We start from the raw sequence: 16996 nt of genomic DNA, 5'->3' as shown, positions 1-16996 counted from the left end.
TGCGGCAGCTATTCGGCCGCCTGCGAGACCTTCATGCGTCCGGCTGCATCGAGCACCGCCTTGACGATGTTGTGGTAGCCGGTGCAGCGGCAGATATTGCCTTCCAGCTCCTGCCGAACGGTTTCCTCGTCGAGCTTGCCGCCATGGCGATTCACAATATCGATCGACGACATGATCATGCCCGGGGTGCAATAGCCGCATTGCAGGCCGTGATTGTCGCGGAACGCCAATTGCATCGGGTGCAATTCGTCGCCCTTCGAGATGCCCTCGATGGTGGTGACGTTGGACCCGGCGGCCTGGCCCGCCAGCACGGTGCAGGATTTGACCGCCCGGCCGTCGATATGGACGACGCAGGCGCCGCACTGGCTGGTGTCACAGCCGACATGGGTGCCGGTCAGGTTGAGGTTTTCGCGAAGCAGATGGACGAGGAGGGTCCGGTCCTCGACGTCGGCTGAGACAGCCTTGCCGTTCACCGTCAATTTGATGGTAGACACGCGTGATACCTCCCGATGTTTTATAATTATTCCAATTAGAAACACGGGCGGGGGAACTTGCAACTAGGATTTTGGTCGCCCTTGTCATTGTGATGACATCCTCGCGGCGACGCGGCGTCGATCAGCCGATTCTTCGGCGCGCTCCAGCGGGCGGGCCGAGGTGCAGCCAAAGCGCTGCGCGTGGCGGAAGGTAGATTGACGGGGTGAGGTCTCGTCCACCCCGCACCGCATCATACTTGCGGAGATCGTCCGGGCCCCCAAAGGGGGACCAAGACAAAAAAGTATGCTTCCAGCCCTGCAACCCAAGGCGAATGGAGCCGGAATTTACCCAGCCTTATCCATTGTGCCTTAGTTTTGCGCACTGGATCGGGGGCAGGGCCTCCCGATCCGGGTTTTCAGAATGAAAACGGGGGGCTTGAGGTGGAATTGCTGAAACGTACGGGCCTGTTCTCGATCAAACTCCCAACCTTTCGATTCCGCGCCAAAATCATGCTCGGCTTTGCCGTGACCCTGGCCATCTCGGCGGTCAGCATGGGCATTGCCTATATGGGATTTGAACACGTTTCCGCAGGCGTCGACGCCTACCGGCGCAGCGTGCAGGAAGCCGATCTGGCGCGCGACATCGACCGCGAGTTGATTTCCTATAGTTCGCTCGCCCGCTATTTCGTGGTCACGGCCAAGGAAGAGGATGGCAAGGCGACGCTGGCGGCCGAAGCCAGCCTGAAGGCAGCCATTATTGCCTCGATGAAGGGCACCACCGATCCAGGCCGGCTCGAACAGCTCGCCAAGCTGGAGCGGGAATTCCGCGCCTTTGCCAAGATCTTTGCCGACGTCGTCAAGGTCAAGGACGAGAGCGCGCGGATCACCCAGAACCAGCTCACGCGCAGCGGCATGTCGCTGCACTACAAGCTCGACGATCTCCCCAGCAACGCCGACGAGGCCGAGCAGCAGGTCATCAGTCTCGGCGCGAAAAAGGTCTATGAGCAGTTTCAGGCCGTCACCGCACTGGTCAACACGTTCGTCATCAATTCCGACAAGGCGGTGGCCGCCAGCGCGTTGGCGCGTCTGAAATTCGTCGAGAACTCGCTGAAGTCGATTTCCTCAAAGAATGAAAAGGTCGTGGCCGACCTCAAGGAGTCCGCCGGACTTCTGGAAGCCTACCGGGAGGCGCTGGCGAAGCTGATTCACAACGCCAAGGAAATCGACGATCTGACGCTCGACATGACGGATTCCGTCACCGCGATCAGCAAGGGCGCCGCCGTCATGAAGTCCAGCCTGCTGGCCGATCAGAAGCGGCTCGAGGCGGAGTCGAATGCGAGCATTGGCGAAACCGAACGGCTGATCCTGATCCTGGCGGCCGGCGGCTTCCTGCTCGGCTGTGTCTGGGCGTTCTTGCTCGGCAAGGGCATTTCCAAGCCGATGACCGCAATGTGTGGTGCGATGCGTGAACTCGCCGCCGGCAATTTCGATGTCGTGCTGCCCGGCCTCGGGCGCAAGGACGAACTTGGCGAAATGGCCAGCGCGGTCGAGGAGTTCAAGGTCCAGGCGGTCGCCAAGGCCGAACGCGACGCCGCCACGCAAGAGGCGCAGAACAAGGCGAGCAGCGCCGCGCGCCGCACTGAACTCATTCGCTTTGCCGACGAATTCGAGGCCGCGGTGGGCGCCATCGTCTCCAACGTTTCGGCCTCGGCCGTGCAGCTGGAAGCATCGGCGGGAACGCTGACGCGAACGGCGGAAACCACCCAGAGCCTGTCGAGCCAGGTCGCCGGCGCTTCGGAGCAGGCGTCCGGCAACATGCAATCGGTGGCGTCCGCGACCGAGGAGCTTTCGGCCTCCGTCGACGAGATCGGCCGCCGCGTCAAGGAATCCAGCCAGATTGCGGAAGCCGCGGTGCGCCAGGCCGAACAGACCGATAACCGCATCGGAAAACTGTCGCGCGCAGCACAAGAGATCGGTGACGTGGTCAAGCTGATCACGGCGATTGCCGAGCAGACCAATTTGCTGGCGCTGAACGCGACCATCGAGGCCGCCCGCGCGGGCGATGCCGGCCGCGGCTTTGCCGTCGTCGCCTCCGAGGTCAAATCGCTCGCCAGCCAGACCGCGAAGGCGACCGACGAGATCTCCAATCACATCTCGGGCATGCAGGGCGCAACCCAGGAATCGGTCGCCGCGATCAAGGAAATCGGCGGCACCATCGGCAAGATCTCCGACATCGCCACGACGATTGCGGACGCAGTCGAACAGCAGAGTACGGCGACGCAGGAAATCGCACGCAGCGTTCAGAACGTCGCGCAAGGCACCGAGGAAGCCGCCGCCAGCATCATGCAGGTCAACCGCGGCGCGACCGAGACCGGTACGGCCTCGGAAGAGGTACTGCATTCGGCGCGCACGCTGTCGAGCGAAAGCACCCGGCTGCGCGAAGAGCTCGACCGCTTCATGGCGAATATCCGCGCGGCGTAAGGACATCGCTCCATCGTCGTCCCGGCGAAGGCCGGGACCCATAGCCACAACTGTTTGTTGTTTGAAGAATCTCTGCCGGCTCGCCGTATCACCACGGCCGCGGCGTATGGGTCCCGGCCTTCGCCGGGACGACCATGAATGGGATCGCTCTCGCCTGAGTCGCTTCGCTCGCAAGAGCAAATGTCGTTGTCGCCTGCGACAAAACAACCCGACGGGCAAATCAGTTGCGATTATCAGAAATTGTGTCAAGTCAGAAATTTCCGAAAATCAAAAGTATTATCCTTTCCTTCGACCCAAATCAGTGCGCATCTATCGCCATCCCGTCCTACTCAGAAGGGCGTCGGCCGTCGTCACGGACGTTGGACGGGTTGCGGTGGACGCTGGTTTACGCCTCGACGACGGCGTGGATAAGCGTACGGCAAAACCGTGTGGTCCTGGCGCCCGTTGCAGGCGTCAAGCTGTCGGAGAAGCGCAAGCGGGAACGGCGGCGACGGAGTCAACCAAGAACTCGTCTCCGGGGAGATCACGGCATAAGCCGTAAAGCCATTGCGCAGGGAAGGCCGGGTGTTCACCGCTGCCCTGTATGCTCGTGTGCACTTTGTTTTGTGCAAACCGCACGCGAGACCGCGGGTGCAGCGCGCACCCGGTCTTCCCTGCGCCCTCATTTTCGAGGGCGGGAAGTTTCTGGCAAAGCTCGGGCGCATCGCGTCGCGAGATCGCGAAACCGCGTTTTGTATGACGGTCGCGCAACAAGTACCGCCGTCGTCCCGGCCTTGAGCCGGGACCCATACGCCGCGGCCCATCGGTGAGAACGCAAGTGTCAAATACCTTCTGCAACAATGAGCATCACGCGGTATGGGTCCCGGCTCGAGGCCGGGACGACAAATGGTGGTGGCTGCCCGCGCATGACGACGACAGGATCGAGTGGAGTCGCACTATCCTCCGTCATTGCGACCCGTTGACTCGCAATGATGCGAAGGAACCGCGGTGCTAAATCCGCACGGCTCCCCTGCCGCAATGCGGGAACCATGACACCACGCGGACGTTGTCTCCCCGTGGCGGGCATCACGTCTGCCTTAATTCGGGCCAAAGAACCTTGGGGCTGGGGCGTTCCGGGTGTTTTTTCATTGGTTCAATTCCCATGGGTGTGCAGCTGACAGGGAAACGTTCGGCAGCGAATGATCCCGCCGCCGCGGCCGTGCGGCAGGATAATGATCGCGTCATCGAAACTTCCATTCCGGCGCGGCTCGATGATTTGCGCTGGAGCGGATTTCATACCCGCGTCGTGCTGGCGCTCGGGATCACCTGGATTCTGGATGGGCTGGAAGTCACGCTGGCCGGCGCCTTGTCCGGTGCGTTGAAGGAAAGCCCGACGCTTCGGTTTTCGAATTTCGATGTCGGATTGGCCAATAGCGCCTATCTCGCCGGCGCCGTGCTCGGTGCGCTCGGCTTTGGCTGGCTGACCGACCGGATCGGCCGCAAGAAACTGTTCTTCATCACGCTCGCGGTCTATCTCACGGCGACCGCGGCAACCGCGTTTTCATGGAGCGTGGGAAGTTATGCGCTCTTTAGATTCCTGACCGGTGCCGGGATCGGCGGCGAATACACCGCGATCAATTCGACGATCCAGGAGCTGGTGCCGGCGCGCTATCGCGGCTGGACCGATCTCGTCATCAACGGCAGCTTCTGGCTCGGAGCTGCGCTCGGCGCGGTCTGCGCGATCGTGCTGCTCGATCCGGCGTGGATCGGCCCCGATATGGGCTGGCGCCTCGCCTATATGACCGGCGCCGTCCTTGGCCTTGTCGTGTTCGTGATGCGGATGTGGATTCCGGAAAGCCCACGCTGGCTGATGATCCATGGCCGTCCTGATGAGGCGCACGCGATCGTGGATGCAATCGAGAAGTCGGCGGGGCAGGTACGGGATGAGACGAAGGATGTCTTGCCGAAGATCAGATTGCGTATGCGCAGCCATACGCCGTTGCGCGAAGTCGCGCACACCCTGTTGACGGTCTATCGCCAGCGTTCGATGGTTGGCCTCGTGCTGATGGTCGCGCAGGCGTTCTTCTACAACGCGATCTTCTTCACCTTCGCGCTGATCCTGACCGATTTCTTCGGCATTCCGGCCAATCATGTCGGCTGGTATATCCTCCCGTTCGCGGCGGGTAACTTTCTCGGTCCGCTGCTGCTGGGCCGGCTGTTCGACACGCTGGGCCGCCGCAAGATGATCACGCTGACCTATGGCGTGTCGGGTGTACTGCTGGCGCTGTCGGGCTATCTGTTCTCGATCGGGGCCCTGACCGCGCAGACCCAGACGATCGCCTGGATGGTGATCTTCTTCTTTGCCTCGCCCGCGGCGAGTGCGGCGTATCTCACCGTCAGCGAGACGTTCCCGCTGGAGGTGCGCGCACTGGCGATCGCGCTGTTTTATGCGATCGGCACCGGAATTGGCGGCGTAATTGGGCCTGCTTTGTTTGGTGCATTGATCGATACGGGATCGCGCACGAGTGTTTTCGCCGGCTACCTGTTGGGGTCGGCACTGATGGTCGTTGCGGCAGCCGTGGCATGGCGCTACGCCGTCGCCGCCGAGCGCAAGTCGCTCGAAACTGTCGCACGACCGCTAGCCTTTGTGGAGTAGGATAAGATGAACGAGGATCTGTTGGAAATGCCATTGGAAGATGAGATCGTTGGCGAGGAGGAAGGTGCGCCGGAAACCGTTCCGGTGCCGCGCTCGCTGGTGCCGCATTTGAGCGAAACCGCTATCTTGCTCGACATCGACGGCACGCTGCTCGAATTGATGCCGACGCCGCGCGAGGTCTGGGTGCCGCCGGGGCTGTCGAAGACGCTGAACCGGCTGTTGGCTCGCACCAACGGTGCGCTGGCGCTCGTCAGCGGCCGCTCGCTCAACGATATCGACCTGATCTTCGCGCCGGAGCAATTCCCGGCCGTCGGCGGCCATGGCGCGGAAATGCGCATCGATCCCGACAACGAATCGGTCGATTCCCATGCGCCGCCGATGGACAGGGAATTGAAGCGCCGCCTGGCGGCGATTGCCAAGCTCAGTCCGGGAATACTGCTGGAAGACAAGGGCTATTCACTGGCGCTGCATTATCGCCTGGCGCCGCATGCGGAGAAGGCGATCTATGCAGCGGTGTCGCTGATCAGGGCCGACCTGCCGAATGCGCCGATCGAAGTGCTGCCGGGCAAATGCGTCTGCGAGATCAAGCATTCCGGTTTCACCAAGGCGACCGGCGTGCGCGAGCTGATGACGCGCGAACCGTTCAAGGGCCGCCGTCCGCTCTTCATCGGCGACGACGTCACCGACGAAACGGTGTTCGGCATTATGCCTGATTACGATGGTCTCGCATTCTCTGTCGGTCGCCGCGCGCAAGGCGTGCAGGGACATTTCGATTCGCCGAGCGATGTCCGGGAGTTTCTAGCGCACCTGCTCGACGACGAAAGAGACGCGGCGTTGCCATGATCAGCGCACGATTTTTCAAATGGCGCCGGTTTTAGAACACAGTTCCCTGACGCATCACCATCATCTCGCGAAAAATTTTCTTTTTCGTGAGATCAGGTGAGTTCCGTCCCCGCCAGCCCGAATTTGGTTTCAATTCGTTGAAAGGTTGGCCAGGAACCATATTGATGAATGGTTGTTAATTCGCGAGTGCAGCAACAGGAGGGGACCTGTGAACCTCGTCGTCGTCTCGAACCGCGTTGCGCGCGGAAAGCCCAATGAACCCATGACCGGTGGCCTCGCGGCGGCTTTATTGCCGGTTGTCGAGAAGTCCGGGGCGATTTGGGTCGGTTCCAGCGGTCGCGTGCGTGACGGGAACCTGAAGGAACCTTTCGCCGAAATTGAAGCATTGGGCGCGGGCGCGCTTGCCATGCTCGATCTGCCGGCGGCGCATTACGGCGGATATTATGAGGGCTTTGCGAATTCGGCGCTGTGGCCGGCGCTGCATTCCCGCGCCGATCTGATTCGCGCCTCCCAGGACGATTACGTCAGCTATCGCGAAGTGAACGCCTTCATGGCGCGCGCATTGCTGCGCTTCAAAAAGCCGGACTCCGCGTTCTGGGTTCAGGACTATCATTTTCTCGCGCTCGGCGCCGAGCTGCGTGATCTCGGCGTAACACAGCCGATCGGATTCTTCCTGCATACGCCGTGGCCGACGCGCTCGGTGATATCAGGCGTGCCGCACCATCGCGATCTGATCGAGGCGATGCTGGCCTATGATCTCATCGGTTTCCAGACAGAAGAGGATTGCGAGAATTTCCTGGCTTACGCGCAGTCAGATCTCGGGCTCGCCGTGCAGGACGGGATCGTCGTCTCGCGCCATGGCCGGACGCGCGCCGCGGTATTTCCGATCGGCATCGATCCGCAGAAATTCGCCCAGCAGGCCGCCAAGGCCACGACCCATCCGGATGTGTCGCGGCTGCGGCGCAGCCTGAATGGCGAGAAGCTCGCGATTGGCGTCGACCGGCTGGATTATTCCAAGGGGCTGATCAACCGCATCAAGGCGTTCGACCGGATGTGGGCGTTGCATCCGCAGCTGTTGCGCACCGTGTCGCTGCTGCAGATCGCGACCCCGTCGCGCGGCGCAATCGAAGCCTATGGCAATCTGCAGAGCGATGTCGCCAGACTCGTGAGCGACGTCAACGGCGTCCACGGCGAAGTCGACTGGACGCCGATCCGCTATCTCAACAAGGGCTTTGGCCAGGCTGTGCTCGCGGGGCTTTACCGCACCGCGCAGGTCGGCGTGGTGACGCCGCTGCAGGACGGCATGAATCTCGTCGCCAAGGAATATGTCGCCGCCCAAAATCCCGCCGACCCCGGCGTGCTGGTGCTGTCGAAATTCGCCGGCGCCGCCAACGAACTCGACACCGCATTGCTGGTAAACCCGCACGATATCGACGGCATGGCCCGCACCATCTCAACGGCGCTTTCGATGCCGCTGACCGAACGGCGGATGCGCTGGGAGGCGATGATGGAAAAGCTGCGCGGCGGCACGATCCAGCAATGGTTTGCCGATTTCATCGACGCGCTGCAGGAAAGCCAGCTCGATAGTGGCCCTTTGGAACCTGTCACGGCTGATACGCCGACCCGGTTGCCGCTACGCTCCGTCAATAACGGCGCGCGGTATCATTAGAGACGTCCACGAACAGCTCAGTAGCAATAGGAGACGCCATCCAGCACCGGACAGCGTGCCCGGCGCGGATCGCTCGGATTCTCCATCGGCACCACGCCGTTGCCCTTCCCGACGAATACGCCTTTTCCGACGATGACGGACGATTTGTTGCCGATGATGACGCTCGGATGCGGCGAGGCCAGGCTCGAGCGCGTGCCGTCGGCCCAGATGATCGCTTCCCCCGAAAGGATGCCGCGCCTTCCGTCGTCGCAACTCACATCGACGCCCTGGCGGGTGCAGGATTGCGCCATGGCGGGGACCGCGGCGCCTGCGACCAGCGCCGCTATCAGGGTGGCGAATGAAAGCGCTCGCGTGATCATCATGCCGTTCTCCGCCCGTGGTTGCCGTATGGTCGTCGGCGATACCCTGATTCCGGTTCAAGGCCCAGCGCCAAGCTGTTGCCCAGGCCGACATTAGGGACAAATTACCCAATAAATTCAGACAATTGGGGAAATTTCAGCGCGCGGGTCCGCGGTCCCTTGCAAAATGTGTCCTGCCCCTTCAAGAGAGGGCCTCCGGAGAGATGGCCGAGTGGCTTAAGGCGCACGCTTGGAAAGCGTGTGTGCGGGAAACCGTACCGTGGGTTCGAATCCCACTCTCTCCGCCAGAAGCACCTGAAAATGCTAAATTTTATGCGGAAAATGGAAACTAACCCCCGGATCGACCCCCGGATCAGTTTCGCACTTGCCGTCGCTAAAGCCGAAACCGCGGCGAGAGGGGAGCGCGGGTGTTTGCGCTTGGGCTAGACAGAAACTTCAGGATTTTGGGACGCTCCGACCCAGAGTTCAACCGCAAGACGAAAGAAACCCAGTCTCCGGTTTCCCTCGTCGCGGCTCGGTTACGAGAGTGTCCGCCGAAAACGATGACAATTATTGCTTATTCAGCCACTTAGCTATTTGTAACCAATGCATACACCTTAGCATACACCCTTTCGCAGAGCCGCCGATCCACCGCCGTAGCACTGTTGAGAGTGTGGCGATGCACCTTGCACGCGTTTAGCGCTTCCGGTTCAATTGAGAAGAAGCGGGGTCGGGCCGTCAATCAATTTCTTCAAGGCAGCATATTCGATGGGCTGCCACTCTAGTCCGGTCGTGAATTAAGGGGCCTACGTTGGCAACGCTAGACCGATGGCGATCATTTCTGATCACTCCGAAAGTTCTCACTTTCCCTAGGATGCAGTTGATCGGACGAGATCACTTACCATCCGCGCTCGCCACCGGCAGCGGGGAAATCCGCATGCAATCTCTGTCGAATTTATCATACAAATTTCAAGCATCCGCGGTGGATGGAAAATCGCTTCTCGACACCATGCGTTACCAACGTGAGCATTCGTATGACGGCATCGCTCGCATGCGTCTTGAAGGCGTTGACGCTGACGGGATCGAGTGGACTTGTGGTTACACTATACCCCATACCTGGAACCCGAGCGAGGGAAGGTTTGAGGGCGAATTGCAGTCGCTGATCCGCGATGATGCGAGTGAGAGCATCACTCGATCCTCATGCACCGAACTGATTTATTCTGTTGATCGACACCATCCTTTGGCGCTTGCGATGATCGGCCATAAGGAAAAGAAAATTGAGATGCTCGGTTCGACCATTTCGTTCAGTTACGATACGAAAGCCGGTTGCGTCATGATAACGGCTTCTCACTCAGAACAGCTACCGCCAACATTCACAGAGGCTTGGTTGGTCGAACCGCTTCGAATTTTGTTCGGTCAACCGGCTATGCCGCGCCTCCATGCCCGAAACTTGGGCGATCGTTCGATAGTGTTTGTCTCGACCGTGCCGCAGGTGAAGAACGCGGTTTGGTCTGCGTTTTGGCACTGGGGAGATGATGCAAAGTGGGGCGATTTCTTTGAATGGTACAGCCGATTTCTCAATTTGATTGCGCTCGCGCGGGATGACCGTGGTCATCCCAATTTCGAGCCACACCCCATAACTCGCTTTTATGATGAGTTGGGCCAAGTTGCATTGGCGTCGCGTTGGGTGATGGCTCTAACTCTAGCAAGCGCAAGCGAGGGTTTGACCAAGCTGCTGAGACCGGTGAAGCCGATGACCATGCGAGACAAAAATGCTGAGAAGGTCGAAAAGGCCGCCCTTGTTAAGGTGATTGAGAACTCAACGGCTCCTGTGCGCCTAAAGGGAACGGCAGTCACAGCTGTACACAATTTTAACTTCGAAAAGGAAACAACCAAAAACAACCTTCGGAGCCTCAAAGCGAAGGCGATAATTACGCCAGCTCAGTTTTCGGCCTGGAACGAAATACGCAACTCGGTGATGCACGGGATATTGATATCGCCGTTTTCGCACGAGGAGGAAGACAAAAAGCTGAGCGATCTAGTCGAGCTGGTGCATACACTCACTCGCGAATTGCTTCGGACAAGCGATGCTAATTATCAAGCCAACGTGAGCTGTAAGACATCAATCGATGTCCACGATTTTAAATCGGGAGGCACATGAATTCTTGCGCGTAGGGCGTGCGCCCTCAAAAATCAGGCGGGGTAGGTCGGGGGTAGGTAGCGCCCTCGGGGTCAATCTGCCTATTCGGCCGTTGAGCGCTATCTGCGTTCGCTCTGAGGCGGGTTGGCGCTGGGGGCGGTTGACGAGGCCTCAGCGTCCCCGGCAGGCACTTCGCGCGCGATCAATCGGGCGAGTTCGACAAGACCATCGTCGAACGGGCGGGCGCGCGGGGTTGGCCTTTCCGGCGGGGAGGCGACCCGGCTCAAAGCTGCTAAGATTTTCATTGTACGATTCCCCCGACCGGTGCGGCACTGGTTCAAGGCACTCTAAAGCGCTTCGTTCCGATTTGATTAAAATGAAAGCCGACAACCGACGAACGTATCAACGCCGTCCTAACGTCGTTCGCGGTTGCATAAGGAGCACAACGCCAGCGCTCGCGCCCCGACGCTTCGAAGACGCGGTCAAGGTCAGTGGCTTTACCGCGTGAACGCTAAGATGATGGGGCCATGCCCGACAACGTCCACAAATTTCGCAGAATCAAATGGGCCGACCCGAAGCGGTTTAAGATGATCGATGGGTTCAAATCGAAGCCGCGCGGCTCGCTCTATTTTTCTGGCTTGATCGTCCTTTGCGTTCTGATCGGTTTAGTGGCCGCCCTAGCCTGGCCGAAGTTTTCCAATGACCTGAAGATAGCGAGCCCAACCAAATCGGTTTCTGCCCCCGCTTCAATTTCGGTGTATGTCGTCGATGGGGATACTATTGGTCTTGGCGACGGTGGATCGAACGTCCGCTTGGTAGGCTTCAACGCGCCCGAAACAGGCAACCGCGCGCGATGCGAAGCGGAGCGCCAGAAGGGCGAAGCCGCTCAACGGCGGCTGCGCGAACTTGTCAACGGCGGTCGTCCAGATTTCCAGCAAGTCGCTTGCTCTTGTCCGGTGGGAACGGAAGGCACCAATGCCTGCAACTTCGGCCGCCGCTGCGGAACGCTCCGGGTCAATGGCGTAGACGTTGGGTCAACTCTGATCGGCGAAGGGTTGGCAGTTCGGTTCGTGTGCGGAGCGACTAGCTGTCCAGCGCTGCCCCGCCCTTGGTGTTGATGCAGGCTTCCGATTCTCTCGCCGACATATCCACACCCGCCGCCGGTCGCGCCGCGATGCTGTTCCGGTCGCAAGCGGTGGTGTGATTCGTGAGTCCGACCCGGCTGCGCTTTGATGCACCATGCCGTGGCGTAGAAAACCCAATTCCCAACTCCGATATTGGTCCGGCGGGACGCCGACGACCGCGAAGGCGGCTGGCTTCAAGTCCATTCTTGTCTATTGCATCGGCCCGCCGGTTGGCGACCCGCGCGAACGTTGCTGGCATTCGGCGTGCGTGAAGCTGGACGACCTGCCGGAATGGGATTGGGCCGACATATGCGCGCACCTGAAGTGTACGAAGTGCGGTAGCGTTGGCTGGGTTGACCCCCGGCCGAATTGGGGCGAGGTCGTCGACTACGAAAGAGGCGTGAGCGGCAGGTGATTTTCAATCGTCGGACGTGCCCTACTTGCATTGGGATTGATGCGTGAAAGCGGTCAACCCATCATCGATCCTCCGGCGCAAGTTCTACAAGATTAAGCGCGTCGACCCGTGCAGCAGCCGACTTAGCCTAATTGAACCACCAGCAGTTCACGAGAGTGCTGCGGCGCAGAAGCCGTAACTGTGCGCTTATTAGCACGGCGCGTTTCGCTTGCGCCGAACCAGGCAATGGCGCCGGTTTGTGCGACATCGAGCAGTGTCTCGATCACGGGAGTTTTGCAATTTCCGCTAATCGACTACGCAGCCAACGATGGGCTTTATCCTTCTCGTTGCGCGGATGCCAAACGGCAATCACCTCGAAACTGGGGACTTGGAAAGGGAGCTCGCGCACGAACAGCCGCTTATTGTGCTGACGCAGGAGGCGAGATGGAACGAGCGCCACAAGATCGTCCGTCTGCAATATCTCCGGAATGAGCAGGAAGGTTGACAGGGAATAGCGAACCTTGCGCCGTTGCTGAAGCCGCGCAAACGCCTGATCGCCCTCGAACGATCCGCCTGTTGGCGACACCACAACGTGATCGTATTCGCATAAGCGCTCAACAGTCATGGCCGCATCGCCCGCGAGCGGATGCTGACGGCGAACCGCGACGACATAGCGGTCGCGATAAAGCAGCCGTGACGGCAGATCAGACATCGCAAACTGAGCCGCGGTGATCGCCAGGTCTATCTGCCCGCGTGCGAGGGCCTCGCTGAGGCCCTCGATAATCGGTGGCACTATGGCCAACCGGATCTGTCTCGCCTCGCTCCTCAGCACTTTTACGAACGGGGTGAGAACAGCGTGCTGCATATAGTCGTTGCTCGAGACCCTGAAGGTGACCTCGGCGTGAACCGGATCGAACGCATCGTGTGCGACGAGATGCCGGCTGTCGTCGAGCAACTGTTTCAATGGAATGGTCAGCGCCTGTGCTCGTGGGGTCGCCAGCAGGCCGCGTTGGGTGCGTACGAACAGGGGATCGCCAAAGAGGTCGCGGAGGCGCATCAACATGCCGCTAACCGTCGGCTGCGTGTAGCCGAGCCGCGCGGCCGCTCGCGTGACGTTGCGTTCTTCGAGCAGTGCGTCGAGCACGACGAGCAGGTTGAGATCAACTTTCCTGATATTGGCCATAGCAATATTAGAACCATAGTATCGCGATTAGAGCAATGTCAGGTCGCTGGGTATGGTCGTTTCACGGATTTCCACACGGGAGTGAACAGCAGGGAGGCAGATGCGATGCCGACGATCGAGGGAGGGTGCCTCTGCGGCGCCGTACGCTACCGCTCCGGCGCTGAGCCGGTGATGCAAGTGGTCTGCCATTGCGGGACGTGCCGCAAGAACTCGGGCTCTGCTTTCTCGATGAACGTCGCCGTGCCGCAGGACACACTCCGCATCGAACGCGGTAGTCCGCGCCACTACGAGGACCACAGCGGCGCGAGCGGCAAGGCCTTCTATCGGTTCTTCTGCGGCGATTGCGGCTCACACGTCTACAGCCACGGCGCGGCATACGGCGCTATCGTGTTCATCAAGGCTGGCACGCTCGACGACTCGAACTGGCTCGCGCCCAACTTGCATATCTGGTGTGCCGAAAAACTGCCTTGGGTCGGTATTCCCGAGGGGGCCACGCAAGCACCCGCGAACCCGGGCTGAGCAGGACAGCAATTTCCCATATCGATCCAGCGAAGCCGATCAACGCGTCTTCATCGTCGTCCGCCATTCCCCGCGGCATCGGGCTAGAGGATCTGCGCGGGCGCTTTGGTCTGCTGGTGGCACTTATAACGTGCCCAGCGCGCTAACTCGGACAATATTGCCCAACGATTGGTCCAGAATGCGTATTTTGCTGATGGAGTGACCCAATGATTACGGCAGGTTGTGAACGGCTTGGGATCGAAGTTCCAATAATTCAAGCGCCCATGGGTGGGGCAGTCGGCCCCGCCCTCGCTGCTGCAGTCAGCAACGCTGGCGGTCTCGGTACACTTGCGCTGTGGGGGGCGGATGTATCGAGATTGCGCCAATTGGTCCGCGAAACTCGCGCTCTCACGACTAAACCGTTTGCCGTCAATCTGAACTTAGAGTTTCCGCAAGAAGAGCGCCTTGACGCCTGTTTGGAGGAGGGCGTGCCGGTTATCTCCTTCTTCTGGCGCGATCCTTCAGGCCTTGTGGCCCGCGCAAAGTCTGGTGGTGCCACAGTGCTCCACACCGTTAGCACGGCTGCGGAAGCGCGGCACGCAGTAGCGAGCGGGGTTGACGCCGTTGTCGCACAAGGATGGGAAGCTGGGGGCCATGTGCGTGGTAACGTCGCAACGATGCCACTCATTCCCGCAGTAGTCGATGCGGTCGGACCAGTTCCCGTCTTTGCAGCGGGCGGTATTGCCGACGGCCGCGGGCTTGCTGCTGCCTTGGCACTGGGCGCTTCGGGGGCTTGGATCGGGACCCGTTTTCTTGCGAGCGATGAGGCCGCCATTCATCCGCGCTATCGCGAGCGAATACTGCAGGCCACGGAAGACGATACCGTTTATCTCGAAGAACTGTTTGACATCGGCTGGCCCAACGCACCTCATCGTGTATTGCGCAATAGTACTGTCGCTGCGTGGGAAGCCGCAGGACGCCCCGCAGCGGGCAAGCGCCCCGGTGAGGGTGATATGGTGGCTAACTCGAAATCACGCGGGTCGATTGTGCGCTATCGATCCTACACGCCCGGCGCTGATTCCGAGGGGGATATAGATGCGTTGTCGCTCTGGGCTGGACAGGGTGTTGCCCTTGTTCACAAGAGACAACCCGCAGCAGAGATCGTGCGCGAGATTGTTGGCGAAGCTCAAGCCATCTTGCTTCGGTTAGCTCAACAGCAGCTAGGAAGTTGAATGGTCGAGGCGCATGTTTGTCCTGGCACCCTTGAGACATGCTGACCGGTCATGGCGATGTCCGCTTTCATTGAAAACCGGAAGCCATCGGCGGACCGGTAAAACGACGCTTGACCCCGAGCGGATATTGCGGAACCGCTTACTCGATACCCTTGTCTACACAGGCGAGGGTTTCCTCGCGGTCTTGGAGCATCTTGAGCAACGACGAACAACGCCCTATTGGCGCTCCCGAACGCACTCATCGACCAAATTCCGAAGAATTTCCGCTGCCGATTGGACCTGCGTCACCGCGCCGACCGATTTGCCGGCAAGGAGGGACATCGCCGCGATCGTTCCCGTCGCGGTCTTGTCAACACCAAAGCTTGCGAGACGCAGCGCCGGCATCCGTGTGCCGTCGAGCGCGGTTATCTCGCCGACCGTATCACCTTGGAAGGCTTCGGCCGCTGTGACGCACGAACGGAGGACGCGATGGGGCGCATGAGGGAAGCTGCGCGAGAATGCCGTGGTGTAGATGGTGTCTTCGGCCTGTGAGGCGATCAGCGCGGCCACGTACTCGGGGTGCGCGGCCGCCTCCGTCGCCGCGACAAAGAGCGTCCCCACGCGTACGCCGTCCGCTCCGGCTGCGAGCGCCGCCGCCATCGCACGGCCGGTACTGATCCCGCCGGCCGCAAGCACAGGCACATCGACCGACCCGATCACTTGGCCGAGGACCGTCATCATTTCGACATTTCCACGGACATGACCGCCAGCCTCGACGCCCTGCACCACGATGAAGTCGCATCCGGCGTCGGCAGCCGCGACCGCCTCGCTCTTCGAGCCAACCTGCCAGCTAACCAGCGCGCCACCGCCGTGCGCCATCTCTACGAGTGCGCGGTCCGGTTCGCCGTAGAAAAACTCGACGACTCTAGCCGCACGCGCGGCAATCTCGACGCAGCGCAGGTCGAGTTGTTTGATCTGGGGCGCGACGATGAAGTTCACGCCGAAAGGCTTGTCGGTGAGAGCACACAGTCGGTCGAGGTGGTTTGAGAGCGAAGCAGGAGTCAACCCCAGATGGGCCATACCGAGCATCCCGAGGCCACCGGCTTCCGATACTGCCGCCGCCAGTTCCGGAGGAGATACCGCGCCCATTCCGGCTTGCTGGATCGGGATTGTACAACCAACCAACTCGGTGAACCTTGTTGTGATCATGTTGTATGTTTCTCTCAGCGCGCCGGCTGATCGTTGCTGGCAAACGTCAAACACTGTCACATGAGATGCCCCACATAGCCACAGAGAAGGTCCGTTTGTGGCACGAAGCGGAAGAGCCGAGACGATCTGGCGATGTCCGTTGACGGGGGTAGACCGGAAGTGGCTGGCCGACCGTCAAACCGACGCGATTGACCAACAACGGACGTCGCGATACGCCCGCCCCCGAGCGGGCTCCTCTATCTTGTGACCCGCCCCATTTGGCTCCATTTTGCCGTTCTATTTGAAATGGTGGTGGCGTATAATAGCTGCGCTGCGCACCTTCCGCGGGCCAAGACATGGCAATTGAGCGCACCAAGAACCCGTTTGACCCTCTGGCGTTTCTCGCCAAAGTTGGGACGGGAAAAACGATATCGGTTTATCGCAAGGATCAGATCATCTTCTCTCAAGGAGAAGTCGCCGATACGATTTTCTACCTTCAGAAGGGCGGCGTCAAAATTGTCGTGCTATCTGACCAAGGCAAGGAAGCGGTCGTCGGTATTTTAGAACCCGGCCAGTTCTTCGGCGAAGGGTGTATGAATGGCCACTCCCTACGGATCGCAACGAGCACGGCGACGGAAGAAAGCCTGATCACCTCGATATCAAAGTCTGCAATGATTGCGGTCCTGCATGACGAACCGAAGTTTTCGGAGCTATTTGTAGCTTATCTATTGACCCGAAACAGCCGGGTTGAAGACGATTTGATCGACCAACTATTTAATTCGAGTGAGAAACGACTTGCGCGGCTGCTGCTTCTGCTCG

The 16996-nt window shown here is 60.0% G+C and carries 14 protein-coding genes and 1 tRNA gene; 10 read left to right on the top strand and 5 right to left on the bottom strand.

Going from position 1 to position 16996, the window contains the following annotated elements:
* Nucleotides 1-8 precede the first annotated feature (8 nt).
* Nucleotides 9-494 (bottom strand): (2Fe-2S)-binding protein, encoded by a 486-nt coding sequence (locus JQ597_RS29540; protein WP_192735652.1) that lies wholly within the window; start codon nucleotides 492-494, stop codon nucleotides 9-11.
* 489 nt (nucleotides 495-983) lie between these two features.
* Here JQ597_RS29540 and JQ597_RS29535 point away from each other — a divergent pair, with 489 nt between their 5' ends.
* From JQ597_RS29535 to JQ597_RS29520, 4 genes are all read left to right on the top strand, one after another.
* The gene (locus tag JQ597_RS29535; protein WP_212269060.1) at nucleotides 984-2954 is read left to right on the top strand and encodes a methyl-accepting chemotaxis protein; all 1971 of its coding nucleotides are present in this window, start codon (nucleotides 984-986) and stop codon (nucleotides 2952-2954) included.
* A 1141-nt stretch (nucleotides 2955-4095) separates the two neighbouring features.
* Complete coding sequence (locus JQ597_RS29530) at nucleotides 4096-5589, top strand: MFS transporter (protein ID WP_212269002.1); 1494 nt, start codon at nucleotides 4096-4098, stop codon at nucleotides 5587-5589.
* A 6-nt stretch (nucleotides 5590-5595) separates the two neighbouring features.
* Nucleotides 5596-6432: a trehalose-phosphatase gene (otsB, locus tag JQ597_RS29525; RefSeq protein ID WP_212269001.1), complete on the top strand. Its 837-nt coding sequence runs from the start codon at nucleotides 5596-5598 to the stop codon at nucleotides 6430-6432.
* 208 nt (nucleotides 6433-6640) lie between these two features.
* Complete coding sequence (locus JQ597_RS29520; RefSeq protein WP_212269000.1) at nucleotides 6641-8101, top strand: trehalose-6-phosphate synthase; 1461 nt, start codon at nucleotides 6641-6643, stop codon at nucleotides 8099-8101.
* A 17-nt stretch (nucleotides 8102-8118) separates the two neighbouring features.
* Here the strand turns inward: JQ597_RS29520 and JQ597_RS29515 are convergent, their stop codons facing one another.
* Nucleotides 8119-8463: a hypothetical protein gene (locus JQ597_RS29515; protein WP_212268999.1), complete on the bottom strand. Its 345-nt coding sequence runs from the start codon at nucleotides 8461-8463 to the stop codon at nucleotides 8119-8121.
* Nucleotides 8464-8657: 194 nt separating this feature from the next.
* Between JQ597_RS29515 and JQ597_RS29510 the strand changes: the two genes are divergently transcribed.
* From JQ597_RS29510 to JQ597_RS29500, 3 genes are all read left to right on the top strand, one after another.
* A tRNA-Ser gene (locus JQ597_RS29510) sits at nucleotides 8658-8747 on the top strand.
* 629 nt (nucleotides 8748-9376) lie between these two features.
* Nucleotides 9377-10600 (top strand): hypothetical protein, encoded by a 1224-nt coding sequence (locus tag JQ597_RS29505; RefSeq protein ID WP_212268998.1) that lies wholly within the window; start codon nucleotides 9377-9379, stop codon nucleotides 10598-10600.
* 506 nt (nucleotides 10601-11106) lie between these two features.
* Entirely contained in the window at nucleotides 11107-11697 is a 591-nt protein-coding gene (locus JQ597_RS29500) for a thermonuclease family protein (protein WP_212268997.1), read from the top strand.
* A 543-nt stretch (nucleotides 11698-12240) separates the two neighbouring features.
* Here the strand turns inward: JQ597_RS29500 and JQ597_RS29495 are convergent.
* Together JQ597_RS29495 and JQ597_RS29490 are read right to left on the bottom strand one after the other, a co-directional pair.
* A complete protein-coding gene (locus JQ597_RS29495; protein ID WP_212268996.1) occupies nucleotides 12241-12384 on the bottom strand; it encodes a hypothetical protein in 144 nt (47 codons plus the stop codon).
* Nucleotides 12381-13280: a LysR family transcriptional regulator gene (locus JQ597_RS29490; protein ID WP_212268995.1), complete on the bottom strand. Its 900-nt coding sequence runs from the start codon at nucleotides 13278-13280 to the stop codon at nucleotides 12381-12383. Before JQ597_RS29490 ends, JQ597_RS29495 begins: the two co-directional genes overlap by 4 nt.
* 105 nt (nucleotides 13281-13385) lie before the next feature.
* Between JQ597_RS29490 and JQ597_RS29485 the strand changes: the two genes are divergently transcribed.
* Both JQ597_RS29485 and JQ597_RS29480 read left to right on the top strand, forming a co-directional pair.
* The gene (locus tag JQ597_RS29485) at nucleotides 13386-13799 is read left to right on the top strand and encodes a GFA family protein (protein ID WP_212268994.1); all 414 of its coding nucleotides are present in this window, start codon (nucleotides 13386-13388) and stop codon (nucleotides 13797-13799) included.
* Between the two features lie 206 nt (nucleotides 13800-14005).
* Nucleotides 14006-15010, top strand: a complete 1005-nt coding sequence (locus JQ597_RS29480; RefSeq protein WP_212268993.1) for an NAD(P)H-dependent flavin oxidoreductase — start codon at nucleotides 14006-14008, stop codon at nucleotides 15008-15010.
* A gap of 216 nt (nucleotides 15011-15226) precedes the next feature.
* Here JQ597_RS29480 and JQ597_RS29475 read toward each other — a convergent pair whose 3' ends face one another.
* Nucleotides 15227-16198 (bottom strand): NAD(P)H-dependent flavin oxidoreductase, encoded by a 972-nt coding sequence (locus JQ597_RS29475; RefSeq protein ID WP_212268992.1) that lies wholly within the window; start codon nucleotides 16196-16198, stop codon nucleotides 15227-15229.
* 335 nt (nucleotides 16199-16533) lie between these two features.
* On the opposite strand from JQ597_RS29475, the gene JQ597_RS29470 reads away from it, so the two are divergent.
* Nucleotides 16534-16996, top strand: a 463-nt coding sequence (locus tag JQ597_RS29470; RefSeq protein ID WP_212268991.1) for a Crp/Fnr family transcriptional regulator, incomplete at its 3' end; no start/stop codon positions are given.

This window comes from Bradyrhizobium sp. AUGA SZCCT0177 (assembly GCF_018130125.1).
Taxonomy (GTDB): Bacteria; Pseudomonadota; Alphaproteobacteria; order Rhizobiales; family Xanthobacteraceae; genus Bradyrhizobium.
Note: the sequence above shows the minus strand (reverse complement) of the source record. Positions and strands in the feature narration are given on the sequence as shown.